The following is a 13,611-nucleotide window of genomic DNA, read 5'->3' as shown; positions in this document are numbered from 1 at the left end:
ATTTATAAAATTTGAATAACTATTATGCTTAAGCACAGGAAGAATTATATAATACATTAGATCATTTTTATTAGTATTTTGTAGTATTGGTTTTACTTTTAAATACATATGTTAAGCAAGTGTAGTCTTACCAGATCCAGATAATCCTGTAAACCAAATTATCATATATAAATATAAGGGTTTTGAAAGAGGTTAGTATCATTATACTAACAATCTATCTGATGTTAAAAGCATATATGCTATTTCAGCACTTTTACCTTGATAATTTGTCGTCCTCTTATCTTAGTCAACTTCTTACTAAGATATAGGCATTTTGCTTTGGATTCATTTCGGTTAGATCTATTTGTTTATAAAAGATCTAGATTCTATTTCTACTTTGTATACTAATCTAAAGTAGAGATAGAATCTGTCGAATAGACTATCTTGAAACCATTCGTCTTTATATAATATGATTATATGGATAACAGGTCTCCCTGGCTCTGGGAAAACTACTCTTGCTAAAAAACTTAAATCAATATTAGGATCAAAAATATCTAATAATATTGTACATTTAGATGGAGATAATATTAGAAGTATATTGCCTTATAAAGTATCCTACGCTAATGAAGACAGACTGAAATTATCGTTTTTTTATAGTGAATTGGCTTTATTAATAGAAAAAAGTAATTGTATAGTTATTTGTTCTTTCGTAGCATTGTTTAATATTGTACAAGAGAATACACGTACAAAAGCAAATGACTATTTTGAAATATTTCTAGATCCACCTCTAGATGAATTAGTTAAGAAGAATAAGAAGAATCTTTATTCACAAAACTCAGAATATATTTTTAAGCAATATGCAAAGAATGAATTCCCTGTAAATCCAGAAATAAGAATTAATACTATAGTTAATAGTGTTTACAAAGATCATTCAAATGAAATTACAAATCAAATCCTTAAACAATTTAAAACTACTATATAATATTTAGGCTTTATAGTTTATATTCAATCAAAATGGAAATAAATAGTAATAACCTTTTATGAATAAATTTTTTAAAACTTAAAGCTCTTATTAAGAAGTTGTTTTTTTGATATTAAATAGTAATAATTAGTTGTTCTTCAGAACCTTTCAAGACGCTATTCGTAGGAAGAGTGATGTTCTCTTTGATTTCTTCTAGAGAAAATGGAACTGGGAATATTTTATCTCAGATATTTCTTTCTTTTTATCTTTTTTTCTCTGAGTCACATCTATTAGTTTTATGAGTAATCTATGAATGACAATTATAACTTGGATTGGCGTTTACCTTTCAAAAAAATTTATCCTATACAACTAGGCAGGAAATAATCTCTGTTTAAAAAGGAAGTAATTTGTCCAGAACTTTTGCAAATAAAAACCTTTTATTGACTTTTCTCCTCTTTCCCTAGGGCTATTTCTTTATCTTGCGCGATGTTTTGGTGAATAATTCCCATGTCGTCAGCTTTTACAATATTTCATGACTTCTAAGAGGTTTTAACCGATTCCTAAGTTCTATTGTCATAACTAGTTTAATAAGTCATTGATTTTCTTTTATGAACCAGGTTAGATGTTCTTTATTTGAATGGCAAAGGAAATACAAGCAAAGAATTGTAATAACTATGAAAATGATGAAAAAAATAAATCTTTTATGGATAAAGCAAATTTTATAAAGTTTTTCCCAGGAAGATTTAATTTGTATAAGTTGAAAGAACTATTTTCCATATATATAAATACCGCCTTCTCAGTAATAGAAAAGATTCAAGCTTGAGGTCTAATCCCACGCCTTGCTAGCATTATAACTCTTTTGATTCGCAACCTGATTAGCTTATTAATCTTTGTGGATTATCTTCTGAATACATTTGAAATAATTAATTATTTGAATATAATTGATCATTGCTCCCATATTTTAAAGATGCTTTTGTTTTATTTAACTAAGAAAGCTTTAGCTTTAATCACTTAATGATTAGAGTATTAAAAATAAATTAATTTATTTTTCTAAGCCAGTTTAATGGATAATACTTTAAACAAGATAAGTTCATGTGAGGTTTGTTCTAATAAAAATCTTCTTGATGTTTTAAACCTTGGGAATATCCCTTTGTGTGATCAACTGATTGATATTGGTAATCCAGCTATATGTGATGAATTTCCAATAGAAATCGTTTTCTGTGAAAAATGCAATACAGCTCATCAGAAATATCAAGTTCCAAATAAAACTCTTTTTCCTGAAAATTATCACTACAGATCCAAAGCAACAAGTGTAGTTGTTGGTGGAATGATGAATTTAGTAGATAGCTGCATAAAAAGATACGGATCACTTATAGGACTTAATGTTCTTGATATTGGTTGTAATGATGGAACCCTTTTAGATCTTTTTAAACTCAAAGGAGCAAACACTTATGGAATTGAGCCTACTGGAGCAGCCATCGAGGCGATGCAGAGGCATAAAGTTATAAAAGATTTTTTTGATAAGGAAAATGCAGAGTCATTAATAAAGAGTTATGGTGAATTTGATTTAATTACTTTTACTAATGTTTTCGCTCATATAGAAGATTTTTCTTCTCTAATTAGAAATCTAAAAATTATTATGTCAGATAAAACAAAATTAATTATTGAAAACCATTATCTAGGTTCAGTACTAAAGAAAAAACAATTTGATACTTTTTATCAAGAGCATCCAAGGACTTATTCACTCAAATCATTTGTTGAGGTGGCTAAGAAATTGAATAGAAATATAACAGGATTAGAATTCCCAGGAAGAGATGGAGGGAATATTCGTATTTTCATCTCAAATCAAAAAGCCTTAGATAAATTAGAGGAAGATCTTGATTTTATTAGATTATTTGAAGAATTAAATTTAGATTTATTTAGATGGAAAAATAATAAAATATCTGAGATAGAGAATCTTATAAAAGTCCATGGTCCACTTCCTGCGAAGGCATTTCCAGGTAGAGCTACTATTTTAGTTAAATTGTTAGGATTAACACAGAATCATCTTTCAGCTGTTTATGAAATCAAGGGATCAGTTAAAACTGGAAAGTATGTTCCAGGAACAAGGATACCTATTTTACCGGAGAAAGATCTCTATAAGATAAAAGAGCAAAAACCTATTATAAATTTAGCTTGGCACATACCAAAGGCAGTAAGGCATAATTTAGCGCAGAATAATTATTTAGCAGAAGTTATTGATATTAAATAATTTATGAGAATACCTTTTCTTGATATTAATTCTATTAATAATGAGTTTTATAACGACTTTTCGAATGATTTTAAAAGAGTTTTAGAATCAGGTTCTTTAATTCTTTCCTCTGAAGTTCAGGAATTTGAGGATAGATTTGCTGAATATTGTCAAACAAAGTACTGTGTTGGTGTTGGTAATGGACTGCAAGCACTTGAGATAATCTTAAGAGGATGGGGTATCACAAAGGATGACGAAGTTATTGTGCCTTCAAATACTTTTATTGCAACTTGGCTAGCAATATCAAGTGTGGGTGCTATCCCAATACCTATAGAACCAGATATTGATACTTATAATATTAATCCAGATCTTATAGAAGAAAAAATAACTCCGAGAACAAAGGCTATTATTGTTGTTCATTTGTATGGCTTACCATGTGAAATGAATAAAATAAAAGAAATTGCAACTAGACATTCTCTTAAAATTTTGGAAGATGCAGCTCAATCCCATGGAGCAGAATATCAATCAAGAAAAGTAGGTTCTCTTGGAGATGCAGCAGCTTTTAGCTTTTATCCAAGTAAAAATCTTGGAGCATTGGGCGACGGTGGAGCAATAACGACTGATGATGAGAAATTATTTACAAAAGTTCGATTAATCAGAAATTATGGAAAAAGTGAAAATTATTTAAATAATTTGCAAGGAATGAACTCAAGACTAGATGAGTTGCAAGCTGCATTTCTAAGTACAAAACTTAAAAGCTTGGATGATATAAATCGAAGACGACGAAATATAGCCAATAAATATATTAATCAATTATTTGAAATTGAATCTATTAAAATACCAACGATTAATAATTACTCTTTACATGTTTTTCATTTATTTGTAGTTCGACATCCTAAAAGAATAAAGTTTAGAGAAGAATTATTTGATCTTGGTGTTGATACTTCAATACATTATCCGATACCACCACATTTGCAAAAAGCATATTCATATCTAAATCTTAATGAGGGTTCATTACCTATATCTGAAACTATACATAAAGAATGTATCAGCATTCCGATTTATCAAACTATGAATGAGGAACAAATTAGTTACGTTGTTTCTAGTATAAAAAAAGTTGTAAAGAAATTAGTTTAAATTTGAAATACTAGTTTAGTATTTATTTCTTCTTGATTTTTCTTGGGTATTATTTTATCTAATTAAGAATAAAAAATACTAGTATTGATTTCTAAGTTAACATTTTATACTTATGTCCTTTTGGGTTGCCAATGATTTGGTAAAGATATATTTTTCTTTGATGCCTCAATTGATGCTTTGAAAAATTGAATATATTCTTTGTAAATAGTCTTATCATTGAATAAAGAGGCGTTTGATTTAGAAATGATTTGATTTTTTATATCTTCTTTATATGATTTATCAAAAGCTAATTTTTTGACAATGGAAATAAACTCTTCTGGAGAATATGCAATGGGAGGATTAGTTATTTCCATTTGCCTATACCCAGCATAAGGATGCCTGGTACGAAAAATATCTGTAGGATAACTGACTACAGGAGTGCCTACAGACATCGCTTGATAAAAAGTATTACCCATCCCAAAATAAAAAGGTGCGAGGATAATATCAGCACTTTTTAAAATACTTAAGAAGTCATTACTGCTTACCCTAGAGTAGAATATTGTTCGTTTTAATAATAATCTAGTGTTAAACTCCCATCTCTCCTTTAGACTTTTAGTCATTGATTTCGTGGTTCCTTCTGCACAGTGAAAATATGCATTTGGTATCTCTTCTAATATTTTGTCTAAAATAAAATCAAAATCTGGATGAAATTTAAAAGATGTATGTGGCAGACCGATTAAAAAAGCTTTTTCCGGTAAATTTAAATCTGATCTTTTAAAACTACTTTTTTGAAGTACAGGTTTTTTGAAATTTACAGGAAGTCTACTTAATCTAATGACTTTTTCAGTCAAATGCTTTTCCGATCCCTTTAGATCATAATCATCACATGAAATTGCGTAATCTATATTAGGGGAACCAGAAGTATCTGAATGGCCCAAAGCATTTACTTGAACTAATGCAAGTCTTGATAAGGAAAGAAAATATGTGAAATTTGACATCCCTATTTCAGGATATAAAAGGATATCAATAGATTCATTTAATATAACCTTGCATGCCTCCTGAAAGTTATTAGGAAGATTTATTGATTTGCTTACTAACAAATCAAGTGATTTACTTTGTTCATCATGCTTGCTATTTGGTCCTCTAAATATTATTATTTCTATACCTGATGAGGCAAGATCTCTTATTATATTCCCAAAAAAATAATTAACTGAATGCGAATATAGGTATTCTGAACATATACCTAATCTAATCCTATTTCTTTTATTAAAGCTCTCTATTTGTTTTTCCTTGTCAAATGAGTTGTTGATGACTTTATCTTTTTCTGAAAGAGCACATGCTAATTCATTAAGTATTTCTTTGTTATCATCTTTCCCATGAAAAGCTAAATAAAAGATATGATTATTAAAATTAAAATTGTTATATAATGTAAAAGATTTATTTCTCATCGACAAGACATTCTTCCTAAATCTATCTCTCTCTATAGAGATTTGCTCTTTACTAAATGGTATTGGTGATAGGAAAAGCTTGGAAGAAAAGTAATATGCAAGATTATTTGGTTCATTTTCTAAGGCTTTATCAAATGAAATTTTAGCATCTTTAAAATCACCAATTTCATAAAGATTATTACCCAGATTATAATAAGCACTGGCTAAATTAGGATTAATATTAATTGCTTTCCTGATGTATAATTCTGCTTCTTTTGTATTCTTAAGGGCTCTTAATATAGTTCCTAGATTCGAGTAAGCCTCTGCGAAATTAGGTTTGATTTCAATAGCTTTTCGAGTAGATTCTTCTGCCTCTTTTAAGTGCCCAATCTCTCTCAATACATTTCCTAGATTTGAATGAGCCTCTGCTAAATTAGGATTCAATTCAATTGCTTTGCGAGTAGATTCTTCTGCTTTTTGTAGGTTGCCAAGTTCTTTCAATATGGTACCTAGGTTTAAATGAGCAGTATCGTAATCAGGATTAAGTTGAATAGCTTTTCGAGTTGATTCTTCTGCTTCTTGTAGGTCTCCAAGATCTTTCAATATGGTACCTAGGTTTAAATGAGCAGTATCGGAATCAGGATTCAATTCAATAGCTTTGCGGTATGAGATTTCTGCTTGTTGTAAGTTACCAAGATCTTTCAATATGTTCCCTAGGTTTAAATGAGCATTTGCTAAATTAGGATTCAATTCAATAGCTTTGCGAGTAGATAATTCAGCTTGTTGTAAGTTACCAAGATCTTTTAATATGATTCCTAGATTTAAATGAGCATTTGCAAAATTAGGATTCAATTCAATAGCTTTGCGAGTAGATAATTCAGCTTGTTGTAAGTTACCAAGATCTTTCAATATGATTCCTAGGTTTAAGTGAGCATTTGCAAAATTAGGATTCAATTCAATAGCTTTGCAAGTAGATAATTCTGCTTGTCGTAAGTTGCCAAGATTTCTCAATATGAGTCCTAGGTTTAAATGAGCATCTGAGAAATCAGGATTAAGTTCAATTGCCTTGCGTTGTGATAATTCTGCTTCTTTTAATTTACCAAGATTACTCAATATTTCTCCTAAATTGGCATAAGCATTTGCGAAATTAGGATTCAATTCAATTGCTTTTCGTTGTGATAATTCTGCTTCTTGTGATTTACCAAGATCTTTCAAAATCATCCCTAAATTATAATATAATTGTGCTGAATTAGGACTCAGTTCAATTGCTTTTTGATAGTATTTTTCTGCTTCTTTTAATTTACCAATACCTCTTAAGATCACTCCATAATTAGAAAAAACTCTGTGATCATTACATCCTTGATTTATTATTTGTTGATAATAATTGGTTGCTTCTGTGATATTTCCTTGTCTGTGAAATTTTAATGCTTGATCAATTAACTCCTCTTGCAAAGGTTTAGAAGGTTTAGAAGGTTTAGAAGGTTTAGAAGGAGTATTGGTAATAGCAGTAATATTGTCTTTATTTTCTTCTAAAGCAAATGGAACTGAGAAAGTTTTTACCTCGGGGCTGTTTTTATTTTGATCTTTCTCTTTTTCAGTCACACCTATTTGGATGTTAAGCAACTTTTCATTGGGACAATTATAGCTTTAAATACTCTTGATAAATTCATCAGCGATCCTGGCCCAGTTGATAACTGTTACTGAACTTCCTTCTTCACTTGGACCAAGTCTGAATTTCTCAGCTCCTTTAATGGATAGATTTCGATCATCAATAAGCCTTTTTAGTTCTGCAACCGCCGTATTAATCTTGGTTTGGTTTCGACTGTTCCATTCGTAAGGAATAAAAGTAGTTTCTCTGCGGCCATCTTCTCGGTGTCCAAGATTTACTTGAGTTTGAAGGATTCCCTTTATCTCTATTCCACGAAGAGACTATCCCTCGCCGTTCTCGAGTTTGATGGTTTTGCTCAGAATTTTCTGTCAATCAGCTCAAGAAGCCACTCTGTGATTGCTACTTCATTGCGCATTTTGTTGCGCAGAATTGTTATTTCAGACACTATCAAGTGATTTTGACTTTAACTCTAAATTCCTTGAGAACTTGTGATAGCAAAGTGTATAGAACGAATTGGGGCCATAGCTCAGCTGGTAGAGCACCTGCATGCCATGAAGCTCGAAATTTCCTGAATATCCTAGTTATAGATGCAAAAGTAACCCCTTAAAAGCAACTTACACAATGTAAAGCGCGCATAATTGAGCACATATCTGATAACCCTAGATATAGTGCCATTCAATCCCTTGCGAACAAACTGATATAGATAGATATATCTTTATGCTTAAACCAATGAAAAAGAGCTATTTTTAAATCTTTAAGGTTCGCAAAGGTATTTTTCGAATAAAATAGGGAGAGCTTTCGGATGAAGATGAAATTCATCTTTCATATATAAATTATTATTGTAACCATCTTTCGATGTGAGTTTATAAGAGTCAATAAAATAGCACCCTCTTGCGAGAACTTCTGATTTTATTATCTTGTTATACTCTCGAATTATAGCAAGCCTTTTTTTATCTAATTCGTCAATATATTGATCTGAGATTGTAGGAGCTGGAGTCCCAAAATAATATCTTTTGTTAAATCTTTGGGAAAGATTTTCTTCCATAAAATCTAAATATCCATTGATTGTTTCTTTACATACTTCTATCATATCTTTTCTGTATTTTAACGAATAAGAAAGTATACCTTCATTCTTTCGACAATCTATTTCACCAAAAGAAATTAGAATTTTATTGCTATCAACATAATTTTCGATTTGTGATTTGAAAAAAGATTGTATGGATTTATCTTTAGATTTTTTTGAAAAATGAAAAGCCTTTCCCCCAACTATATATGCTGGTTGTATTCTTTGTTTAGATGTTCCAAGGTTTAAAGTATGATGAGAAAATGTTAGGCAATGACTATCTCCTATATGTGGTATTCTATCTAAGGTAAAGTCAATCTTTATAGCTTTTATATTTTCATACAGTAGATTAAGACCTTTTAAATATCGATGGAGTAAGTATTGTTCCGAAGTTATTATTTTATTTAATGGATAGAGATGTGGTATAGATTGTATCTCCCTAAGATTTATTGAGGCATCTTCAAAATTACCTTGTATTATTTCATTATGGATAATCATAATTAAAGATAATAATCTTTTTTCTTGTGTTATTTCTTTTGATAGAAAAAGTTTGTAGGACTGATTTGATTTGTCTAATTCCCCCTTGTTTTGAAATAGCTGACCCAATCCTTCATAGGCGATATTTTGATTAGGATGGATTTTAATTGTTTGACGTAGAGATATTTCTGCTTCTTTTAATTTGCCTTGCCTTATCAAAATCAATCCCAGATTGGTATGAGAATTAGCGGAATCAGGATTGAGTTGAATAGCTTTTCGAGTAGATTCTTCTGCCTCTTTTAAGTGCCCAATCTCTCTCAATACATTTCCTAGATTTGAATGAGCCTCTGCTAAATTAGGATTCAATTCAATTGCTTTGCGAGTAGATTCTTCTGCTTTTTGTAGGTTGCCAAGTTCTTTCAATATGGTACCTAGGTTTAAATGAGCAGTATCGTAATCAGGATTAAGTTGAATAGCTTTTCGAGTTGATTCTTCTGCTTCTTGTAGGTCTCCAAGATCTTTCAATATGGTACCTAGGTTTAAATGAGCAGTATCGGAATCAGGATTCAATTCAATAGCTTTGCGGTATGAGATTTCTGCTTGTTGTAAGTTACCAAGATCTTTCAATATGTTCCCTAGGTTTAAATGAGCATTTGCTAAATTAGGATTCAATTCAATAGCTTTGCGAGTAGATAATTCAGCTTGTTGTAAGTTACCAAGATCTTTTAATATGATTCCTAGATTTAAATGAGCATTTGCAAAATTAGGATTCAATTCAATAGCTTTGCGAGTAGATAATTCAGCTTGTTGTAAGTTACCAAGATCTTTCAATATGATTCCTAGGTTTAAGTGAGCATTTGCAAAATTAGGATTCAATTCAATAGCTTTGCAAGTAGATAATTCTGCTTGTCGTAAGTTGCCAAGATTTCTCAATATGAGTCCTAGGTTTAAATGAGCATCTGAGAAATCAGGATTAAGTTCAATTGCCTTGCGTTGTGATAATTCTGCTTCTTTTAATTTACCAAGATTACTCAATATTTCTCCTAAATTGGCATAAGCATTTGCGAAATTAGGATTCAATTCAATTGCTTTTCGTTGTGATAATTCTGCTTCTTGTGATTTACCAAGATCTTTCAAAATCATCCCTAAATTATAATATAATTGTGCTGAATTAGGACTCAGTTCAATTGCTTTTTGATAGTATTTTTCTGCTTCTTTTAATTTACCAATACCTCTTAAGATCACTCCATAATTAGAAAAAACTCTGTGATCATTACATCCTTGATTTATTATTTGTTGATAATAATTGGTTGCTTCTGTGATATTTCCTTGTCTGTGAAATTTTAATGCTTGATCAATTAACTCCTCTTGCAAAGGTTTAGAAGGTTTAGAAGGAGTATTTGTAATAGCAGTAATATTGTCTTTATTTTCTTCTAAAGCAAATGGAACTGAGAAAGTTTTTACCTCGGGGCTGTTTTTATTTTGATCTTTCTCTCTTTCCCTCACATCTATTTGCTTGATAAGCAGGAAACTTTATAAATATCTTATACCTTAGATAGTCTTAACCGTTAAAAGACTTGACCAGTTGCAAATACATATTGCAAGTCTTCTACAAACGTTTGTTTTGCGCCCTTCTGGAGTAACTAGTTATCCACGTAAATTTTCAACCTTGATATTTTGGTGCGGCATTGCAGTATGAGCAATTAACAAGACATATCAAGATCAATCAAAGAATTTCATCGATTTCTGAAGTCTATTGTTTCACTAGCTTTTCAGGACGCTCCCTGCTGAATTCGAACTTGCGGCCCACTGCTTAGAAGGCAGTTGATTTTCGCTTGTAAAGTTTTGCTATTACTGGGTTTAGAGCTAAGTATTACAAAGTTATGCGCATCAAGGTGCGCACTATATCCATATCAAGATTAATTAGAACTATTCAGTTTATATCTATATTTTACCACTTTATTTCTTATTTGTTTATACATAAAAAAGAGCCACCAAAGGCAGCCCACATCGTAAAATCTAACCTAGGTATGAGGTATGACTCTACAGTAACTATAAAGGATTTGTGCTACTTTGTTTATAACTTTATCTCTGTAAATGACTAAATCAGGTAGAGCCGAAAGGAGCAAAACCTTATTTGCTCATGCTGTTCTCGTCTCGATTCGGGAAGAGCAGCTCGTCCAAAAACACTTTGATACTGACGATGACAGACCCAACCCCCCAGAGTTCGATCCCCTCAGCAACCCGCAGTCCAGACGGACTTCAAGTTGAAATTGGAAAAGCTTTTAAAGAAGTAGAAGCTGCTGAGAATAAGAGCGTTTCTATTGAAAACAGAATTAGATCAATCTCTGGGGTCTCTAATAACTTGCTGCCAAAAAGAAACTACGGACAGCCTGTTAATAGTGAAGAAATCGGGATGACTTTGCGCTCAATGATTGAAGCTAACGATCCATAATTGGGTGCTTATTTGGGACTTAGTACAGGATATTGGAGGAAATTGGAATTTCCAAATCAATGATTTCATATTGATTAAACAGATAATCCACAAAGATTGATAGGCTATTCAGTTTGAGTATAAAAAGCTAAATTGTTTTTCGGAAATATCGTATTTAGTAATTCTTTACTCGCTTTGAGTTATTAGATCGCTTTGATTTTCCTCTAGATATATCTAATCCTTCTTTAGTCAGGACAATCACAAAAATATTTTTTCTTATTTCCATAAATTAATTATCATAAATATTATTGAGCTCAAAATCAAACTATCTTACGAAAACTAGACTTAAACAGAATCTTAATTAGATTAAAGCTGTATCTGCTTTAATAACTACTAAACAGCAGACCACCGAGAATAAATAATTAATTTTCTTACAGAATGCATTCCTCTACTCATTTAAAAATTGACAATACCTTCAGAATTTAAAATTGCTCTCCTTGCTGAAGGCCATGGAGGTATAGCTGCTTTTCGTTCACTTAGTTTATATTTTGAGAAAATTGAGACCTTAACAAATGACAAAAAAATAAAAAGTATGATGAGGCCTAATGATAAATCCGTTGAATTAATTGAAGAAATTGAATCTAACTTTATAGTTTGTGCAGGATATACAAAGATTATCCCAAAAGAATTTTTAAAAAACAAAACTATAATTAATACCCATCCCTCTTTATTGCCAAAATACCGTGGTTTGCATGCTCTTGCCTGGGCAATATTAAATATGGAAGAGGAACTAGGTTTTACTATTCACTTAATGAATGAATATATTGATGATGGAGATATTTTAGAACAATTTAAAATAAAGTACGAATTTCAGACTTCGCAAGAAATAATGATATTATTTGACGATTATATCGCAACCAATCTGGGAAGAGTTGTTTTGGGATTCTTAGAAGAAAAAATAATTCCTGTAAAGCAAGATAAATCAAAAGCGACTTGGGTTACCAAAAGAAATCTAAATGATTGTATGGTAGATTTCAACGCAAGTAATGATTATATTTCTGCTATGTTTAGAGCTCTCGTAGAGCCATATCCTTTGCCAATAATAAAATTTAAAAACAATCTTTACGAAATTATTAATCACAAGTTAATTGAGACAACATATAGGATGCATACAGGAACGGTTATAAATATTGAAAATAACGACGTTTATATTAAAACCTCTGAGGGAATATTAATTATTAATTTGCTACGAGACTTTACAACAAAAGAAAAATTATTCGCAGGTGATATTCTTAAAATAGGAAAAAGACTTTGAGATTAGAAATATACAACCTATCTTATAAAAAATTGTGGGATACCTTCCTTGATGAATCAAAGAATGGTCATTTCTTTTTTAAGAGAGACTATCTAGAATATCACTCAGATAGATTTGAGGATATTTCTTTACTCATATTTGATGATAAGGACTCTCTTATAGCGTTATTGCCTGCGAATATAAGAGATAAAACTCTTATTTCTCATCAAGGTCTCACATTTGGAGGATTTATTATTGGCAATAATATGAGAACAGAAATCATGTTAGAAATCTTTAAAAGACTAAGGTTTTTTTGTATTCAAAAAGATATCAAAAGAATAGTTTATAAATGTTCTCCACACATTTACCACTTAAGGCCTTCAGAAGAAGATCTTTATGCATTATTTATAAACAATTTCAATTTAATCAGAAGAGATGTCACCTCTACTATTAACCTATTAAACAAAATAAAATACCAAGAAAGGCGTGAAAGATCAGTTAAAAAAGCAATAAAAAATGGATTAATTTTTGAAAAAACATTTGATTACTCCTCATACTGGGAATTGTTGGAAAAGATTTTAAAAAAGCATCATAATGTTAAACCTGTTCATAGCCTTGATGAAATTATAAAATTGTCAAATATGTTCCCGAATAATATAAAGTTATATGTTGCAAAGAAACAGGGAAAATTATTAGCTGGCACCTTGCTTTTTGAGAATGAGCAGATTGTTCACACTCAATATCTTGCAAATTCAGATGAAGGGAGAGGATTAGGTGCTCTTGATCTAGTTATCGATAGACTCCTTAACGAAACTTATATGCATAAGAAATATTTTTCCTTCGGCACATCTCTTGAAAAGACAGGTAAGTTATTGAATATTGGTTTAATTAATCAAAAAGAGGGTTTTGGAGCTAGATCTGTTACACATGATTCATATGAACTAATTATTTAAAGTTAAGATAGTTAATTAATTAATCAATTAGAAAGACTAATTTCTTATGAATATTTATGTTTCGTTGA

General features: G+C 30.6%; 10 protein-coding genes. 7 read left to right on the top strand and 3 right to left on the bottom strand.

Annotated elements, in window-relative coordinates; all coding sequences use genetic code 11:
* Positions 1-111: 111 nt before the first annotated feature.
* The gene (locus AC6EIZ_RS05045; protein ID WP_498513190.1) at positions 112-165 is read right to left on the bottom strand and encodes an adenylyl-sulfate kinase; all 54 of its coding nucleotides are present in this window, start codon (positions 163-165) and stop codon (positions 112-114) included.
* Positions 166-448: 283 nt separating this feature from the next.
* Between AC6EIZ_RS05045 and AC6EIZ_RS05040 the strand changes: the two genes are divergently transcribed.
* The 4 genes from AC6EIZ_RS05040 to AC6EIZ_RS05025 all read left to right on the top strand — a co-directional run bounded on the left by AC6EIZ_RS05040 (position 449) and on the right by AC6EIZ_RS05025 (position 4,307).
* Positions 449-961, top strand: coding sequence for an adenylyl-sulfate kinase (locus AC6EIZ_RS05040; protein ID WP_498512898.1), 513 nt, complete (start codon positions 449-451; stop codon positions 959-961).
* 616 nt (positions 962-1,577) lie between these two features.
* Positions 1,578-1,763 carry a hypothetical protein gene (locus tag AC6EIZ_RS05035; protein ID WP_498512897.1) on the top strand — a complete coding sequence of 62 codons (186 nt, stop codon included), beginning with the start codon at positions 1,578-1,580 and terminating at the stop codon, positions 1,761-1,763.
* A gap of 240 nt (positions 1,764-2,003) precedes the next feature.
* Entirely contained in the window at positions 2,004-3,191 is a 1,188-nt protein-coding gene (locus AC6EIZ_RS05030; protein WP_498512895.1) for a class I SAM-dependent methyltransferase, read from the top strand.
* A gap of 3 nt (positions 3,192-3,194) precedes the next feature.
* Positions 3,195-4,307 (top strand): DegT/DnrJ/EryC1/StrS family aminotransferase, encoded by a 1,113-nt coding sequence (locus AC6EIZ_RS05025; protein WP_498512893.1) that lies wholly within the window; start codon positions 3,195-3,197, stop codon positions 4,305-4,307.
* Between the two features lie 110 nt (positions 4,308-4,417).
* Here the strand turns inward: AC6EIZ_RS05025 and AC6EIZ_RS05020 are convergent, their stop codons facing one another.
* The gene (locus tag AC6EIZ_RS05020) at positions 4,418-7,315 is read right to left on the bottom strand and encodes a tetratricopeptide repeat protein (protein ID WP_498512891.1); all 2,898 of its coding nucleotides are present in this window, start codon (positions 7,313-7,315) and stop codon (positions 4,418-4,420) included.
* 761 nt (positions 7,316-8,076) lie between these two features.
* On the bottom strand, positions 8,077-10,368 hold the full coding sequence (locus tag AC6EIZ_RS05015; RefSeq protein WP_498512889.1) for a tetratricopeptide repeat protein: 2,292 nt from the start codon (positions 10,366-10,368) through the stop codon (positions 8,077-8,079).
* Positions 10,369-11,065: 697 nt separating this feature from the next.
* On the opposite strand from AC6EIZ_RS05015, the gene AC6EIZ_RS05010 reads away from it, so the two are divergent.
* The 3 genes from AC6EIZ_RS05010 (at position 11,066) to AC6EIZ_RS05000 (ending at position 13,543) form a co-directional block, all read left to right on the top strand.
* Positions 11,066-11,317, top strand: a complete 252-nt coding sequence (locus AC6EIZ_RS05010) for a hypothetical protein (protein WP_498512887.1) — start codon at positions 11,066-11,068, stop codon at positions 11,315-11,317.
* A 442-nt stretch (positions 11,318-11,759) separates the two neighbouring features.
* Positions 11,760-12,611, top strand: coding sequence for a methionyl-tRNA formyltransferase (locus AC6EIZ_RS05005; protein ID WP_498512885.1), 852 nt, complete (start codon positions 11,760-11,762; stop codon positions 12,609-12,611).
* The gene (locus AC6EIZ_RS05000; RefSeq protein ID WP_498512883.1) at positions 12,608-13,543 is read left to right on the top strand and encodes a GNAT family N-acetyltransferase; all 936 of its coding nucleotides are present in this window, start codon (positions 12,608-12,610) and stop codon (positions 13,541-13,543) included. Before AC6EIZ_RS05005 ends, AC6EIZ_RS05000 begins: the two co-directional genes overlap by 4 nt.
* The last annotated feature ends 68 nt before the right edge of the window (positions 13,544-13,611 follow it).

The organism is Prochlorococcus sp. G4PB16, from assembly GCF_059772465.1.
The sequence above is the reverse complement of the archived record's forward strand: the minus strand, read 5'-3'. Positions and strand labels throughout refer to the sequence as shown.